At 67.2% G+C, this 15,921-nt stretch carries 13 protein-coding genes; 6 read left to right on the forward strand and 7 right to left on the reverse strand.

The genetic code is table 11. The features are described 5' to 3' along the window. From F3J15_RS23495 to F3J15_RS23510, 4 genes are all read right to left on the reverse strand, one after another. The coding region (locus F3J15_RS23495) for an RNA-guided endonuclease TnpB family protein (RefSeq protein ID WP_166894348.1) at positions 1 to 875 on the reverse strand (875 nt) is incomplete at its 3' end. Positions 876 to 909: 34 nt separating this feature from the next. Continuing rightward, positions 910 to 1,107 (reverse strand): hypothetical protein, encoded by a 198-nt coding sequence (locus tag F3J15_RS23500; protein ID WP_166894346.1) that lies wholly within the window; start codon positions 1,105 to 1,107, stop codon positions 910 to 912. Between the two features lie 94 nt (positions 1,108 to 1,201). Next, entirely contained in the window at positions 1,202 to 2,545 is a 1,344-nt protein-coding gene (locus F3J15_RS23505) for an MFS transporter (RefSeq protein WP_166894350.1), read from the reverse strand. A 179-nt stretch (positions 2,546 to 2,724) separates the two neighbouring features. After that, the gene (locus tag F3J15_RS23510) at positions 2,725 to 3,684 is read right to left on the reverse strand and encodes an MBL fold metallo-hydrolase (RefSeq protein WP_089427583.1); all 960 of its coding nucleotides are present in this window, start codon (positions 3,682 to 3,684) and stop codon (positions 2,725 to 2,727) included. Positions 3,685 to 3,862: 178 nt separating this feature from the next. On the opposite strand from F3J15_RS23510, the gene F3J15_RS23515 reads away from it, so the two are divergent. Beyond that, positions 3,863 to 5,512 (forward strand): IclR family transcriptional regulator C-terminal domain-containing protein, encoded by a 1,650-nt coding sequence (locus F3J15_RS23515; RefSeq protein WP_166894352.1) that lies wholly within the window; start codon positions 3,863 to 3,865, stop codon positions 5,510 to 5,512. Between the two features lie 245 nt (positions 5,513 to 5,757). Further along, the gene (locus F3J15_RS23520) at positions 5,758 to 5,901 is read left to right on the forward strand and encodes a hypothetical protein (protein WP_231937907.1); all 144 of its coding nucleotides are present in this window, start codon (positions 5,758 to 5,760) and stop codon (positions 5,899 to 5,901) included. A 131-nt stretch (positions 5,902 to 6,032) separates the two neighbouring features. Here F3J15_RS23520 and F3J15_RS23525 read toward each other — a convergent pair whose 3' ends face one another. Then, positions 6,033 to 8,903 (reverse strand): alkaline phosphatase family protein, encoded by a 2,871-nt coding sequence (locus F3J15_RS23525; protein ID WP_166894354.1) that lies wholly within the window; start codon positions 8,901 to 8,903, stop codon positions 6,033 to 6,035. 268 nt (positions 8,904 to 9,171) lie between these two features. Continuing rightward, positions 9,172 to 9,654, reverse strand: coding sequence for an Lrp/AsnC family transcriptional regulator (locus tag F3J15_RS23530; protein ID WP_021159229.1), 483 nt, complete (start codon positions 9,652 to 9,654; stop codon positions 9,172 to 9,174). 284 nt (positions 9,655 to 9,938) lie between these two features. On the opposite strand from F3J15_RS23530, the gene F3J15_RS23535 reads away from it, so the two are divergent. The 3 genes from F3J15_RS23535 (at position 9,939) to F3J15_RS23545 (ending at position 13,200) form a co-directional block, all read left to right on the forward strand. After that, complete coding sequence (locus F3J15_RS23535; RefSeq protein ID WP_166894356.1) at positions 9,939 to 10,586, forward strand: LysE family translocator; 648 nt, start codon at positions 9,939 to 9,941, stop codon at positions 10,584 to 10,586. 41 nt (positions 10,587 to 10,627) lie between these two features. Beyond that, positions 10,628 to 11,059: a YqaA family protein gene (locus F3J15_RS23540; protein WP_046547713.1), complete on the forward strand. Its 432-nt coding sequence runs from the start codon at positions 10,628 to 10,630 to the stop codon at positions 11,057 to 11,059. 158 nt (positions 11,060 to 11,217) lie between these two features. Continuing rightward, on the forward strand, positions 11,218 to 13,200 hold the full coding sequence (locus F3J15_RS23545; RefSeq protein WP_166894358.1) for a methyl-accepting chemotaxis protein: 1,983 nt from the start codon (positions 11,218 to 11,220) through the stop codon (positions 13,198 to 13,200). A gap of 36 nt (positions 13,201 to 13,236) precedes the next feature. Here F3J15_RS23545 and F3J15_RS23550 read toward each other — a convergent pair whose 3' ends face one another. Beyond that, positions 13,237 to 14,898 carry an acyl-CoA synthetase gene (locus tag F3J15_RS23550; protein ID WP_166894360.1) on the reverse strand — a complete coding sequence of 554 codons (1,662 nt, stop codon included), beginning with the start codon at positions 14,896 to 14,898 and terminating at the stop codon, positions 13,237 to 13,239. 168 nt (positions 14,899 to 15,066) lie between these two features. Between F3J15_RS23550 and F3J15_RS23555 the strand changes: the two genes are divergently transcribed. Further along, positions 15,067 to 15,822: a Crp/Fnr family transcriptional regulator gene (locus F3J15_RS23555; RefSeq protein ID WP_166894362.1), complete on the forward strand. Its 756-nt coding sequence runs from the start codon at positions 15,067 to 15,069 to the stop codon at positions 15,820 to 15,822. Positions 15,823 to 15,921: the final 99 nt, after the last annotated feature.

Below are 15,921 nucleotides of genomic sequence, written 5' to 3' on the forward strand. Positions count from 1 at the left end.
GACTGGGTCGAACCGCTTTCGTCGACTTCCTCGAACGTGGCCCCGTGCGCGATCGCTTTGTAGCGGAGCTTGTTTCGGAAGGACGACCAGGACGCGTCGTAGACGCTCTTCGCCATCCTGGTTCTGGAGAGTTTCGCGGGCGACACGTTGCCGACCGCGATGTAATCGAATCGCCGCACCAGATCGAGCGCGAGCTTGTGCTGGAAGTCGGCGCGGGCATTCGCGACCTTGGCGTGCAGCTTCGCGATATGCCGCTTGTGCTTGCGTGCTCGCTGCGCTTTTGCCAGCTTTTCTGCCGCTTGCCGGCCGAACCGGTCATTGGGCAATTTCTCGCCCGTCGAAAGTGTGGCGAAGTCTTTCAGGCCGAGATCAATGCCAACACCGGAACGGACCGGGCGGGCCTGCACATCCGGCATCTCGATCACGATGTTGAGAAACCAGTTGCCGCGTGCATCCTGCGCAAAGTTGGTTCCGTCCTTGATCTTGCCTTCGGGAAGAAGCCGGCTGTTAAACACGCGGAAGGTGTTGCCGGCGAAACGAAACGCGTCGCCCTCGCGCTTCAGGTCACGCCCCTTCAGCGGCACCCAGCCCAGCGATTTCCTGCCGCGATAGCGCAGGTAGGGCCGACGGTGCTGACTGCGCGACTTCGCGTATTGCTCGCACGTCGCGTTGACCGTGCCGGAGTGAATACCGAGTTCCTTGCTGCTGCCGGTCGTCAGCACGTTCAGGTCGAATCCTGTCGGCCACTTCTTGCTCCACTTGAGCGCGTGCTTCTGCGTGTCGTTGCAGAAGTTCCAGACGTAGTTCACCGCACGGCTCTGCTTGTTGAGCAGTCCGTTGAGCGACTTCACCCGGTAGCGGTAGACAAGAATCATACCGGTGAGACTAACCCGTGGAAGAAGCTGCCTGTCAACAGCACACCTTTCCTTCCCGCCATCCGCCCCGAAGGAAGTCCCCTTGGGGGAAATGGCGGGGTTTCATGGAGCGACTGATGAACAGGAACGGCACGATCCGCATGCCGATGCGGCGGTACAGCGCGTCGTTGCCGGAGGCTGGGGAACCGGACGCAGCCGTGTGCGCGGCGTCCGCTTGCAGGGGGATTGACATCGATCGTCTCCTCGATGGATGCGAATACGGGACGAACACGAAACGCACCACCGGTCGCCGCCGCCCGCCGACGGCGACCGGCCGAAGTCGACGTTCAGTCGCGCGGCGCGGCTTCGCCTTTCACGCCGAGCATCAGCGCGACGCCGCTCGCCACCAGCAGCGCGGCCAGCAGATACACGGCGAGATCCATGCTGCCGGTGCGCGTGCGGATCGTCCCGATCACCCACGGGCTGACGATCCCGCTCGTGATCCCGATGCTGCTGATCAGCGCGATCCCGGCCGCGGCGGCGTTGCCCGACAGGTAGCGGGTCGGCACGGCCCAGAAGATCGGCAGCGCGGCGAAGATCAGCGTCGCCGCGACCGACAGGCACGCGAGCATCGCCGCGAAGCTGTGCAGATGCAGCGTCAGCGCCGCGAGCGCGAGCCCGCCGCCGATCGTGCAGCACGCGAAGTGCTTGCGGCGCTCGCCGGTGCGGTCCGACCGGCGCGCGATCAGGATCAGCCCCACCGCGCCGACCGCGTTCGGCACGACCGTGTACAGGCTCACGGCCACGACGTCGGTCACGCCGAAGTCGCGGATCATCAGCGGCATCCAGAAGTTGAGCGTCAGCGACGCGCAGGTCAGCGAGAAATAGATGAACGCGAACAGGTACACGCGCGGGTTCGCAAGCGCGGCCACGAGGCTGCGCCCGTCGTGCGCGTGGCCGTGCCCGCGGCCGTCGGCGCACAGCGCAGCGACCCGCGCCTTTTCATCCGGCGTGAGCCAGGTGGCGTCCTGCGGCCGGTCGACCAGCAACGTGAACGCGGCGAACGCGAGCAGGATCGCCGGCGCGCCTTCGATCGCGAACATCCACTGCCAGCCGTGCAGCCCGAGCACGCCGCTCATGTCGCGCATGATCCAGCCCGACATCAGGCCGCCGAGCACGCCGGCCACCGCGACGCCCGCGAAGAACACCGAGATCGCGGCCGCGCGCCGGTTCGCGGGGAACCAGTAGGTCAGGTACAGCACGATGCCGGGAAAGAAGCCCGCTTCGAACACGCCGAGCAGGAAGCGCAGCACGTAGAAATGCGACGGCTGCGACACGAACATCATCCCGGTCGACGCGATGCCCCACAGCAGCATGATCCGCGTGAAGGTGCGGCGCGCGCCGAAACGCGCGAGCAGCAGGTTGCTCGGCACTTCGCAGAACACGTAGCCGACGTAGAACACCGCGGCGCCGAGGCCGTACATCGCGTCGCTGAAGCCGAGATCGTGCTTCATCTGCAACTGCGCGAAGCCGATGTTGATCCGGTCGAGAAACGAGATGACGTAGCAGAGGAACAGGAACGGCACGATTCGCCAGGCGATCTTGCGGAACAGCAGCGCATCGTCCGTGGCGGCGGAAGCCGAAGCGCTCGCGTGCGCGAGCGTCGCTTCGGCGGGAAACGATCGAGGCATGTCTCTCTCCAAACAGGCTGCGCGATTCGAGCGCGCAGCCGTCTCCCAGGGCGTACGTGCGCCCTGCTTTCTTGTGAGATCGGATACGGCGGACGGAAAGCCGGCAGGAAGCCGTGGTCAGTCGCCGCTTCAGAAAAAAGGCGGAGCGCCCTGTCGGACACCCCGCCTGTGCAAGCCGCTCAGTCCTGCAGCGCGGCCCACATTTCCTTGTCGCGCTGCGCGGTCCAGATGCGCGGATGCGTGATGCCGCTCGCTTCGTCGAACGCACGCGACACGTCGAACGGCAAGCAGTGCTCGTAGATAAACACGTGGCCGAACTTCGGATCCATTGCCTCACGCGTGAGCGCCATCGACGCCTTCAGGTCGAGCTTCTGCTCGACGGCCTTGCGGCCCTGGGCGAGCAGCGTCGTGACGAAATCCTTCGTGTAGTCGAGGCCCTTGTTCACGTCGGCCGGGTTCAGCAGCGCGGGGCCGCGGCCCGGCACGAGCTTCTCGGCGCCGAGCGCGCGCAGCGCCTCGAGCGTGGCCGGCCATTGTTCGAGCTGTGCATCGCCGCAGTAGCACGCGGCGTCGTATTCGACGAGGTCGCCCGAGAACAGCACCTTCTGCGACGGAATCCAGACGATCGTGTCGCCCTTCGTGTGGCCCGAACCGACGTGCATGATCTTCACTTCGAGCTTGCCGAGGAACAGCGTGATCTCGCGCTCGAACACGAGCGTCGGCCAGGTCAGGCCAGGCACCGTCTCGACCCCGGCGAACAGGCGCGGGAAGCGTTCGATCTCCGACTTCATGTCGGCCTCGCCGCGCTCGACGATCATCTCGTACGTGCCGCGGCTCGCGATCACGTGCTGCGCGCCTTCGTCGAAATACGCGGATGCGCCGAGCACGCGCACCGCGTGGTAATGCGACAGCACCACGTGCTTGATCGGCTTGTCGGTCACGCTGCGGATCTTCGCGATCAGGTCCTGCGCCATTGCCGGCGTCGCGGTCGTGTCGACGATCAGCACGCTGTCGTCACCGATGATCACGCCCGAGTTCGGGTCGCCTTCGGCGGTGTACGCGTATGCGTTCTCGGACAGCTTCGTCCAGGTGACTTTCTTCTCTTCCAGATCGGCTTGGGAGGCGAATGCTTTGGCCATGTTGCGTTCCGTGGCTGCGAGCCATGTGTTGAGGGGGTGTGAGCGGATCATCTTCCCGCGCTGAATATTTGTCAATGACAAAGTCGCTTGCTATTGTCTAATACGGGTAAACCTGCGGGCTGGCGCGATAAATGGCGTCGGATACCATGCGGGGTTTCGTCAACGGAAGAATCATCGCGTGCAGAACCACGAAGTCAGCGCAGACGACGCGCCGCCCAAGGCGCAGCGCGGGATCCAAAGTGTCGAGGTCGGCGGCCGGCTGCTCGACGCGCTCGCGCGCCGGCGCAAGCCGCTCGGCCTGTCCGAGCTGGCCGCGGCGGCCGAGCTGTCGACCGCGCAGGCGCACACCTATCTCGTCAGCCTGACGCGGCTCGCGCTCGTGAAGCGCGACGCGCTCACCGGTAACTACGAGCCGGGCCCGTTGTCGCTGCGGCTCGGGCTGATGTCGATCGAGCGCCAGCCGGCCTATCGCGCGGCGCTGCCGCACGCGGCGCGGCTCGCGGAAGCGGTCGGCCTGAGCGTCGCGCTGTCGGTGCCGGGTGTGCTCGGGCCGACGATCGTGCGCATCGAGCACGGCGGCTATCCGCTGCACGTGAACCTGCACGTGGGCTCGGTGATGTCGCTCGACACGACCGCCACCGGCCGCGTGTTCCGCGCGTTCGGCGATCCCGCCCAACTCGACGCGATGGCGGCCAGCCAGGCCGGCGCGGGCGCCACGCTCGCGGGCGCCGAACAACCCGTGCCGGACGCCGGCGTGCCGCAGGCGGAACTCGAAGCGATCCGCGCACGCGGTATCGAGCGCGGCGTCGACCTGCCGAGCCCCGGCGTCAGCGCGATGTGCGTGCCGGTATTCGACGCGGAGGGCAAGCTGCAGCTCGCGTTGACGGTGATCGGTTCGACGGGATCGATCGATGTCGACTGGGACGGCCCGATCGCGGCGGCATTGCGCGACGCGGCACGGCTGGCCACCGCGTCGCTCGGCGCGGCGCACGATGCGCCTCCGCCCACCGCCAGCCTGGCGCCTGCCACCCCGCGCGTGCCGCCCGCGCTGGCCGACGATATGAAGGCGCAGCGCGGGATCAACGCGCTCGACAGCACCGGCGAACTGCTGCTCGCGCTGGTATCGGCGGGCCGCGCACTGCCACTGCGCGATCTCGCGGCGGCCGCCGGCATGCCGGCCGCGAAGGCCTTTCCGCATCTCGTCAGCCTGCAGAAGATCGGCCTGCTGAGCCGCGACGACGCCGGCTGCTTCGGCGGCGGCCCGCTCGGGCAGGCGCTCGGCCTGATCGCGATGCAGCGCGTGTCGCCGACGCGCGACGCGGAAGCGGAGATCGTCGCGCTGGCCGGCGCGACCGACATGAGCGTGGCAGCCGCGACGCTGGGGCCGCTCGGCCCGACCGTGATCCGCCTCGAAGAGTCAGCGCGACCGCAGCACGTGAGCCTGCAGGTCGGCACGGTGATGTCGCTCGTCAATACGGCGATCGGCCGGATCTTCGCGGCCGGCATGTCCGACGACGTGTTGGCCGACCTGCTCGCCAACGAGCCCGTGCGCCTCGCGGGCCGCGCCGCCGCGCCGGCCGACGACGCCTTCCGCGCGCGGCTCGCGACGATCCGCGCGGATGAATTCGATTTCGCGTTCGACGCGCCGGTGCCGGGCATCGGAACGGTCGCCGCGCCCGTGTTCGATCACACCGGCAGCATCCGGCTCGTGATCGCGATCATCGGCTCGTCGCGCGGCTTCCCGCGCGGGCCGGACAGCGACCTCGCGCAGGCATTGCTCGCCGCGACGCGCCGGCTGTCGTGGCGGTTCGGGTGGATCGGCGGGTAAGCCGCCGCCCGCCACGCCCCTCGTCCACCTCACCGCTCGAATCCCCCTCTCTTGTTCTTATGCGAGGCCGTGCAGGCGCGGCCTCGTCACGCCTGTGGGCCGCGCGCAGCATCCGATATTCATGTTGCGAAGCAGCAACACAAATTGTCAGTAATTCTCATATAACGAAATCGCATTTCACAAAGCGGAGCTGCTTCGCTATGATTAGGGTTATCCCTAACTCGCCACCTATACGGGGCTTCGTCATGCAAACGTCTAACATCTCCGACCGTTCCACCGAATCCGCTGGCTGGCTCGCACGTATGGGCGAGCTGATTGCAGAAGCCTGGGCACTCCACCTCGAGAACTGCGAAATCATCGCCGAAGCACACGCACGCCTGCCGCACTAAGCGGCGCGACCCCAGCAGGACAGGTTTGAAACGAAAGACGGCCCGTCAAGCGGGCCGACTTTCGTGAGCGGACATGCTGCCCGCCGCGGCCTGCGCCGGTCTCCCGGCCAGGTTCCTGCGACGGGTGGCCGTCAACCCTTCACCGCATGCCTCGAGGTCGCCGGCCGCGCGTCGTCATCGTCGTCGTGCCGCCGCGTCGCCTGCTGCGTGTCGCCCGGCCGCATCGGGTACGGCTTCGCACCCATCAGCCCCTTCCACAGCACCTTGTTGTATGCGACCGCATCCAGCCGGTCCTCGACCGAGAAGTCCATCCCGCGCGTGACCGCCGCCCAGTAGCGCATCCCGTGCGTCGGCTTCAGCGCCGCCGTCTTGATGTCGCCGGCCGGGATCGGCAGCTGCGTGTTCGCGAGCAGGCCCGACGCGACCGCCTTGTACGTCCACTTCGACTGACTCATGTCGAACACGTCGGTCATCGGCCCTTGCGTCGCATCGAACAGCCCGAGGTGATCCAGGTTCAGCACCTCCGTGATCGTGCGGATCATGTTGACCGTCGTGTAATGCGTGCTGACGACCGCGTTCTGCTTCACGTACGGCCCGATCACGAACGCCGTGCTGCGATGTGCGTCGACGTGGTCCGGTCCGTCCTGCGCATCGTCCTCGACGATGAAGATCAGCGTATCCGCCGCATACGGGCTGTTCGCCAGCGCCTGCGCGACGCGGCCGACCGCATAGTCGTTGTCGGCCATGTCGAGCTCCGGCGTGTTGACGCCGTCCAGCGACGACCCGAAGCTGCCGGTATGGTCATGCGGCAGGCGCAACAGCGTCAGCGCGGGCAGCTGGCCGTTGCCGACGAACTGGTTGAATTCGCGCTCCCACTCCAGCTCGCGATACAGGTCCGGATACGCGTTGTCATAACCGCGGAAATACGGATCCGTGCGATCGACGAGCGCGGGCGTCACGCTGTACCCCTGCACCTTGTTGTCGGCGAACGGCGCGCGATCCATCGGAATCGCGTTCGGGCCGCCGTTGCGCGAGATATCCATGAAGAAGCCGTAGTTGCGCACCGTCAGGCCCGCGCGCAACGCGGCGTTCCAGATGTAGCCCTGCTGTACGGCGTCGGACGGGCCGTCCGGCGCCGACACGTCTGCCGTGCCGGGCAGCAGGTCAGGATCGGCCGGCGTGAGCGGGTTCGCCGTCGTGCGTTGCGCGCCGGTCAGGCCCACGTCGACGTTTCGATTCTGGCCTTCCCAGTCGTAAGAGCCGCCGCGCGAGCCGCTGCGTGCCGGGCTGCTGGCGTAGTTGACGGGCAACATCTTCGCGCCGGCGTCGGATTCGCGTGCGCCGGTCGACCACGGCCAGCCGTTGCCGCTCACGTCGCCGGAATCGTGAAAGTTGTCGAGCGTGACGAACGTCTTCGCGAGCGCATGCATGCTCGGCGTCGTCGCGTCCGGGAACTCGGCCAGCGACGGATCGCCGTTCCCGCGGCCCAGATCGCCGAGGATCTGGTCATACGTGCGGTTCTCCTTGACGATATAGATCACGTGCTTGATCTTCTGCCGCAGCGCGTTCATCGTCGCGACGTCGGCGCTGGAGAGCGCGGCATTGAAGCTGTTGTTGTCGGCGACCTGCTTCGTCAGTAGATCGAGCGTCGCGCTGTCCGGCGCGGGCATCCACATGAAACCGCCCTTGCTCAACTGCTCGATGTACTGGTTCTCCACCAGATGCACGGGCGAGTTCTTGACCGGGCACGGCACGGTCCGGCCGCTGTCCTTGCAGTTGCCCGGATTCGGCCCCGGCATGTTCTTCGTGTAGACCATGTAGAGCGCATTGTTCGCGCCCACTGCGACATCGGACGGATACCATCCGGTCGGAATCAGTCCGGTCACTTTCGCGGTATCGCCGGACAGCGATACGACCGCGACGTCGTTGGTGCCGCGATTGGTCACGTACAGCGTGGTTTCGTCGGGCGACAGCGCGAGCCCGTTCGGCGACGCGCCGCGATACTGCATTTCGGTGACGAGCCCCGCGGGCGCAACCGTCGACACGCTCGACACGACCTTGTTCGATGTCGTATCGATCACCGACACGATGTCGGCGTTGTCCGACGCGACGTAGAGGCGACTCTGCGCCCGGTTCAGCACCATCTTGTTCGGGTTGCCCTTGACCGGGATACGCGTGACGATCTGCGGCGCATTGGTCGAGATATCGACGACGACGATCTCCCGATCGCGTTCGCTCGACACGTAGGCCGTCTTGTTGCCGACGATGCGAACCGCGTTCGGATATTCGCCGCCCGGCGTGCCCGACGCACCGCCGCTCTTGCCCGGACGGAGATCGCGTTCGGCGAGCACGGCGCCCGCGGCGAGATCGACCAGCGTGACGCTGTCGTGATAGCGGTTCGCGACGACCGCGCGCTTGCCGTCCGCCGTCACGTCGACACCGGTCGCAAGCGGCGAGCTGCCGAGACCGTTGCCGCCCTTGTGACTCAGCGCGATCGGTGCGCCGGCTTCGCCCCATACGCCTTGCGACAGCGCGAACACGTGCAGGTTGTCGTCGCCGCCGCCGGTCACGTAGAAATGCTGGCCGTCCGGCGCGAATGCGATGCCGACATAGGTATCGGGCACCGGCAGCGCCTGCTTCTTTACCGGCGTGCCGCCCGACACGTCGAACACGAACACATACTCGTTCGAGTCGGCATTGATCAGCTTGCCGCCCGCATCCAGCCGGTTGTTGTAGCCGCTCGTCAGCACGAGCAGCGTCTTGCGGTCGGGACTGAGCGCCTCCGACACCGGCTGGCCGGCGATCAGGTCCGGCACGTCCTGCAGCCCCGGATTCAGCGCGACGAGCGTCGTGCCAGGCGCAGCCGACGGCGTGATGCGCTGTCCGGTCGACAGCAGCGTCGACGTCGTGTCTCCCAACGTCGCGGTCGTGTTCACGGAATCGCTGTTGCAGGCGGTCAATGTCGCGGCAACCACTCCGGCCAGAACGAAAGTCTTGTACACGGATGCTCCTGTTTCGAACGAAAACGTTTTCACCGCCCCGTCGTAACGGGGAGTAATAGTTCGTATCGAGCAGCAGGATAGTGACCGTGAATGAACCACCGGTGACGGCAGCCTTGCCAAAGGCGTGCATGTGCTTTCGTTTTGCCTTCAATCGCAATTCGGTGCGAAGGCCGGCCAGTGAGCATTGCGCGTCGACGACGGCCAAGGACGCCGGTCGCGGCCAGCGGACAACACGCGCACCGTGCAGCCTGCACGGCGCCCGGAACGCTCACACCTGAATCGACGGCACGTCCTTCATGCAGCGCAGCGCGAACATCGAGCGGCTGTGGCGGATGCTCGAAATCTTGTACAGCTTTTCGCGCAGGAAACGCTCGTAGCCTGCCGTGCCATCCACCGCGACCTTGATCCAGTAGTCGTACTCGCCCGACACGAGATAGGCCTCGAGCACCTCGGGCAGCGCGGCGAGTTCCTCGCCGAAGCGCGCGAGCGCGTCGTCCTCGTGGCGATCGAGCGTGACTTCGAGGATCACGATGTCCGCATAGCCCAGCTTCCGCTGATTGACGAGCGCGACGTAACCGTCGATGTAGCCGTCCACCTCCAGCTGCCGCGTGCGGTTCCAGCACGCGGTGGTCGACATGCCGATCTGTTCGGCCAGTTCGGCGTTCGACAGACGCGCATTTTTCTGCAGTGCACCGAGGATCTTGCGGTCCTGGCTGTCGAGCGTTTTCGGCGAGCGTTCACGGGTGGCCATGGCGAAAAGAATCTTCTACTAAAAACTGGGATTCTATCTGAACGCCATTCCGGATTTGTGTCGGTTTGTGTGGAAAAGCGGAAGCCTTTTAATCCGGCCCCTTGATATATTTTTACCCATGCCTGCTGCCCGGCACGTTCCCCGCGACAACCCCTTCGCACCGGGACGCACAGCCGCAATCACGAGTTGCGGTGCCGGCCGCAGGCATGCGATTCCCCGCCGCCCGCGCGCCTATCCGGCCGCGCGGCTTCGGCGCCCATGTTCCTGTTCCTGCCCTACCCGTCATGTCGTTCAGGCTTTACCTCTCGTTTCTCGCGGCTTCCGCCGTTCTCGTCTACGCCCCCGGCCCCGTCAACCTCCTCACCATGAACCAGGCGCTCCGCGCCGGCTGGCGCCGCGCGCTGCCGTGCGTCTGGGGCGGCACGCTCGCCGTGCTGCTGCAACTCGCACTGACCGCGCTGTGCCTGAATTCGCTCGTGCATCTCGACGAGCGCGCGCTGACCGTGCTGCGCTGGGCCGGCGCGGCCTACCTCGTCTGGCTCGGCTGCAAGCAATGGCTCAGCCGTACGCCGGCCGGCGCACCCACCGCCTCGGCCGGTTCCGCCGGAACGGCCATGCCGGACACCGACTCGCACCGCGCGCTGTTCTGGCGCGGCCTGGCGACCTCGGGCATCAATCCAAAGACGCTGCTGTTCTTCCCGTCGTTCTTTCCGCAGTTCATCAACCCCAGCGCCGACTGGAGCCTGAACCAGCAGTACCTGCTGCTCGCGGCGACGTTCGCGGTGCTGTTCGCGGGCGGCGTCGCGTCGATGGCGCTGTTCTCGCACCGGCTGAGCCGCGCGCTGCAGCGGCCCGCGCGGATGCGCGCGATGAACCGCGTCACGGGCGGCCTGCTCGTCGGGATGGGCGCGATCATGGTCGGCTGGAACTGACAGCGACCGGGCGGCCGGCGCGTGACCGGTACAATCGCGCGATGTCCGAATTGCTCACTTACGGCGGCCTGTTCGCCGTGTCGATGGTCGCCGCGACCCTGTTCCCGCTCCAGTCCGAAGCCGTGCTCGCCGGCCTGCTGATCGCCGGGCGCGAACCCGTGTGGGCACTGGTGCTCGTCGCGAGCATCGGCAACGTGGCCGGCTCGGTGATCAACTGGGCGCTCGGGCGCGGCATCGAGCACTTCCGCGAACGCCGCTGGTTTCCCGTCAAGCCCGCCGCACTCGCGCGCGCCGAGCGCTGGTATGCGCGCTACGGCCGCTGGTCGCTGCTGCTGAGCTGGGCGCCCGTGATCGGCGATCCGCTGACGATGATCGCCGGCGTGCTGCGCGAGCCGCTGCCGTCGTTCCTCGCGATCGTCACCGTTGCGAAGGTCGCGCGATATCTCGTGATCGCGTGGCTCGTGACGCACTGACACCCGCTTCTCGTCGCACACCCGCCTGACGGCCGCACCGGCTGGCGCCGCCTTCGACGACACACCGCTAAAGATTTCGCCGAAGTTGCCGTATTAACCGGTCAACGAGCGGTGACGCGTGCGTTCCGCCTCCTCTCCCTCCCCACTCAGGATGTTTCATGAGATTGACCCACTTGGGCCGGGTGAGCGTCGGCGCGCGTCTTGCGGCGCTGGCGTGCGCGCTCGTCGCCCTGCTGTTTACCGTTTTCGCGTGGACGCTCGCGCATTTCGCCGGCCAGCAGCTGGCTGAAGAAGCCCACATGCGGATCGTCGACAAGGAACAGTCGATCCGCGCGATGGTCGACCTGTTCGACAAGGCGCTGACCGCCGAAGCCAACCGCTCGATGTCGCTGTTCGCGAGCTTCCTGCCGCCTGATTTCTCGCTCGACCCGGCGCGCACCGTCGACATCGGCGGCGTCGCCGCGCCGACCCTGCTCGCGGGCGGCCAGCCGCTCGACCTCGACTATTCGATTCCCGACCAGTTCCTGAAGAAAAGCGGCGCGATCGCGACGATCTTCGCGCGCGACGGCGACGATTTCGTGCGCATCACGACGTCGCTGAAGAAGCAGGACGGCGCGCGGGCCGTCGGGACGAAACTCGACCGTGCCGGCCCCGCCTACGCGCCGCTCGTCGCCGGGCGCAGCTACACGGGCCTCGCGAAGCTGTTCGGCCGGTCGTACATCACGCAATACAAGCCCGTGACCGATGCGACCGGCCGCGTGATCGGCGCGCTGTTCGTCGGCCTCGACATCGGCAACGAACTCAAGCTCGTCGAGGACGGCATCCGCTCGCTGAAGATCGGCGACAACGGCTACTACTTCGTGCTCGATGCGTCGCAGGGCCCGTCGCGCGGCACCTTCGTCGTGCATCCGGATGCCGACGGCCGGCCTGCCGACGGCACGCGTGCGCCGTATGCACAGATGCTCGCGGCCGGCGAGGGGCGGCTCGCGTATACGTCGACCGACCCGGCCGCGCACGATGGCGGGCCGACCGCGAAATTCGTGTCGTTCACGACGATTCCGCAGTGGCAATGGCTCGTCGGCGGCATCGCGCTCGACGACGAACTGCTCGCCACCATGCGCGCCACCCGCAACCGCTTCCTGATGATCGGCGCCGTGCTCGTCGCGGCGTTCGCGACGCTGTTCGTCATCGTGGTGCGCCGCGTCGTGAGCCGGCCCCTCGATGCGGCGGCACGGGCCTCCGAACGCTATGCGGCGGGCGATCTCAGCGTGCGCATCCGTGATGGCGCGGCCACGCGCGGCCATGCGGGCGACGACGAGATCGGCCGGCTCGTGCAGGCGGTCGACGGGATCGGCGACGGCCTCGCGCGGATCGTCGCGCAGGTGCGCAACAGCTCCGCCGACATCGCGCGCGGCACGGTCGACATTGCAGCCGGCAGCAGCGACATCGCCGCGCGGATCGCGACGCAGGCGAGCAGCGTCGAACAGACGGCCGCCAGCATGGAACAGATCACCGCCGCCGTGCAGCAGAGCGCCGAGCACGCGGCGCAAGCCAATGCACTGGTCGCGGACGCGTCGGCCGCCGCGACGAACGGCGACGCCGCGGTGCAGCGCGTGGTCGCGACGATGGATGACATCGGCCGCGCGACGCGCCGGATCGCCGAAATCACGGGCACGATCGAAGGCATCGCGTTCCAGACCAACATCCTGGCGCTGAACGCGGCCGTCGAGGCCGCGCGCGCGGGCGAACACGGCAAGGGTTTCGCGGTGGTCGCGGCCGAAGTGCGCGCGCTCGCGCAGCGCAGCGCGGCCGCGGTCAAGGAGATCGACGCGCTGAGCGCCGAATCGTCGACGACCGTCGAACAGGGTTACCGGATCGCGGAGGCCGCACGCGGCACGATGCGCGACATCGTCGCGCGCGTCGACCAGGTCAGCACGCTGATCGGCGAGATCAGCGCCGCGTCGCGCGAACAGTCGACCGGTATCGAGCAGGTGAACCTGGCCGTCACGCAGATCGGCGACGCGACGCACCAGAACGCGTTGCTGATCTCGGATGCCGAACGCGCGGCCATCGCGCTGCGCGACCAGGCCGCGCACCTGTCGGACGCGGTCAGCGTGTTCCGGCTCGAACGGAACGCGTGACGGAGAACGGCTGGCCGGCGACGGCCGGCCCATCGCCTACTTCTTGTTCTTGTCGTCGCCTGCCAGATCGATCGCCTTGTCCGATCCCACCGCATTGCGCAGCTGGAACTTCTGGATCTTGCCGGTCGATGTTTTCGGCAGTTCGCCGAACCGCACGGCCTTCGGCACCTTGAAGCCCGCGAGCAGCGCCTTGCAATGCGCGACGATTTCCTCCTCGGTCGCGCTCGCGCCTTCGCGCAGCTCGACGAACGCGCACGGCACCTCGCCCCACTTCGGGTCGGGCATCGCGACGACGGCCGCCACCGCCACCGCAGGGTGCCGGTACAGCGCATCCTCGACCTCGATGCTCGAGATGTTCTCGCCGCCCGAGATGATGATGTCCTTCTTGCGATCCTTGATCCGGATATAGCCGTCCGGCATCAGCACCGCGAGATCGCCGGTATGGAACCAGCCGCCGTGGAACGCCTCGTCGGTCGCCTTCGGGTTCTTCAGGTAGCCCTTCATGCAGATGTTGCCGCGGAACATGATCTCGCCGAGCGTCTCGCCGTCGGCCGGCACCGGCGCCATCGTGTCGGGATCGAGCACCGTCGCGCCCGCCTCCAGGTGATAGCGCACGCCCTGGCGCGCATTGAGCCGCGCACGCTCCTCGTCGCTCAGTTTCTCCCAGTGCGACTGCTTCGCGCAGACGGTCGCCGGGCCATAGACCTCGGTCAGTCCGTATACGTGCAGCAGGTCGAAGCCGATCTCCTTCATCTTCGCGATCACGGCCGGCGCGGGCGCCGCGCCCGCGACCATCGCGTGCACCGTGTGATCGATGCCTTCACGGAATTCGGCCGGTGCGTTCGCGATCGCGCTCTGCACGATCGGCGCGCCGCAATAGTGCGTGATGCGTTCGCGGCGGATCAGGTCGAACACCGTCTTCGCGTCGAACTTGCGCAGGCAGACGTTCACGCCCGCGCGCGCCGCGACGGCCCACGGGAAGCACCAGCCGTTGCAGTGGAACATCGGCAGCGTCCACAGGTAGACGGCGTGCTTCGGCATGTCCCATTCGAGGAGGTTGCTGACGGCCGCGAGATACGCGCCGCGATGGTGGTAGACGACGCCCTTCGGGTCGCCGGTCGTGCCGGACGTGTAGTTCAGCGCGATCGCATCCCATTCGTCGGCCGGCGGCGTCCATGCGTAGTCGGCGTCGCCGCTCGCGACGAGCGCCTCGTAGTCGGTCGCGCCCGCGAAACGCGCGGGGTCGGCCGGCATCGCGTCGGCCACGCTGACGATCTTCAGGCCCGGCACCTCGAGCGCGGCGCGATGCGCGAACTCCGCGTATTCGGTGTCGACGATCAGCACCTTCGCCTCGCCATGACGCAGCATGAACAGCACCGACGACACGTCGAGCCGCGTGTTGATCGTGTTCAGCACCGCGCCGGCCATCGGCACGCCGAAGTGCGCCTCGACCATCGCCGGAATGTTCGGCAGCATCGCCGCGACCGTGTCGCCACGTTCGACGCCGAGCCGCGCGAGCGCGCTCGCCAGTTGCTTCGCGCGCGTGTAGGTCTCGCCCCAGGTGCGCCGCACGTCGCCGTGCACGATCGCGAGGCGCTCGCCGTAGACTTCGGCCGTCCTGACCAGGAAGTCGATCGGGGTGAGCGGCACGTAATTCGCGTCGCGGCGGCCGAGTCCGGCCTCGAACATCTGCGTCATGATCCTGTCTCCCGTGTCCTGTCGACCGGGGCGCATCCACCCCGGATCGTTTTGATGTGGTTCAATTGCCGACAGCCTAACGGGCGCTATTGTGAGCCGTCTGTCATCGAAACGACAGAGTGCCTTTCACGCGTTGCGCGTTATCCCTATCCTCGCAAACCCGCACCCATGCACGCCCCTCTCGTTGCCCCGCCCGACGCGCCCGCCCACCCGGCCGACGCGCTGCCCGAACCGGGCCCGCTGCCGGCGCTGGCCACGCTGTTCGGCCAGTGCGCCTGGTTCCGCACGCTCGCGCCCGAGCACCAGGCGCTCGTGCTCGCGCAGTCGCGCGTCGAGCAGTGCGAGGCCGGCGATGTGATCGCCCATCGGCTCGCGCCATCCGAATACTGGATCGGCGTGCACCGCGGGCTGCTGAAGCTCGCGATCTTCAACGCGTCGGGGCGCGGCTGCACGTTCTCCGGCGTGCCGTCGGGCGGCTGGTTCGGCGAAGGCAGCGTGATCAAGCGCGAGCTGCGCAAGTACGAGGTCGTCGCGATCCAGCGCTCGACCGTGCTGTTCGTGCCGGTCGACACGTTCCACGCGCTGCTCGACACGAGCCTGCCGTTCACGCGCTTCGTGATCCATCAACTGAACAACCGGATGGGCGAGTTCATCGCGTCGATCCAGAACACCCGGCTGCTCGACGTCGATGCGCGCGTCGCGCAGGCGCTCGCGCAGCTCTTCAACCCCGACCTGTACCCGGACACCGGCCCGTCGCTGTCGATCTCGCAGGAGGAACTGGGAATGCTGGTCGGCGTATCGCGGCAGCGCATCAACCAGGCGCTGCAGCAGCTCGAGAAGCTCGGCGCGCTGCGGCTCGCGTACAACCAGATCGACGTCGTCGATCTCGGTGCGCTCGCGCGCGTCGGGATGGAGCAGATCTGAGCGCGGGCCGATGAACGGAATCGCCATCGAAGCAGCACACCCATCCGGTATCGCGACCGTTTTCCGGCCGTCGCGCCGCGCTGCGTTTCCTCTGCCGAA

Source organism: Burkholderia sp. Ap-955 (assembly GCF_011753045.1).
GTDB lineage: Bacteria > Pseudomonadota > Gammaproteobacteria > Burkholderiales > Burkholderiaceae > Burkholderia > Burkholderia lata_D.

Coding starts and splice junctions, on each gene's coding strand:
- F3J15_RS23500 (WP_166894346.1), bottom strand. CDS start 1,107: ATGTCAATCCCCCTGCAAGCGGACGCCGCGCACACGGCTGCGTCCGGT.
- F3J15_RS23505 (WP_166894350.1), bottom strand. CDS start 2,545: ATGCCTCGATCGTTTCCCGCCGAAGCGACGCTCGCGCACGCGAGCGCT.
- F3J15_RS23510 (WP_089427583.1), bottom strand. CDS start 3,684: ATGGCCAAAGCATTCGCCTCCCAAGCCGATCTGGAAGAGAAGAAAGTC.
- F3J15_RS23520 (WP_231937907.1), top strand. CDS start 5,758: ATGCAAACGTCTAACATCTCCGACCGTTCCACCGAATCCGCTGGCTGG.
- F3J15_RS23530 (WP_021159229.1), bottom strand. CDS start 9,654: ATGGCCACCCGTGAACGCTCGCCGAAAACGCTCGACAGCCAGGACCGC.
- F3J15_RS23535 (WP_166894356.1), top strand. CDS start 9,939: ATGTCGTTCAGGCTTTACCTCTCGTTTCTCGCGGCTTCCGCCGTTCTC.
- F3J15_RS23540 (WP_046547713.1), top strand. CDS start 10,628: ATGTCCGAATTGCTCACTTACGGCGGCCTGTTCGCCGTGTCGATGGTC.
- F3J15_RS23545 (WP_166894358.1), top strand. CDS start 11,218: ATGAGATTGACCCACTTGGGCCGGGTGAGCGTCGGCGCGCGTCTTGCG.
- F3J15_RS23550 (WP_166894360.1), bottom strand. CDS start 14,898: ATGACGCAGATGTTCGAGGCCGGACTCGGCCGCCGCGACGCGAATTAC.
- F3J15_RS23555 (WP_166894362.1), top strand. CDS start 15,067: ATGCACGCCCCTCTCGTTGCCCCGCCCGACGCGCCCGCCCACCCGGCC.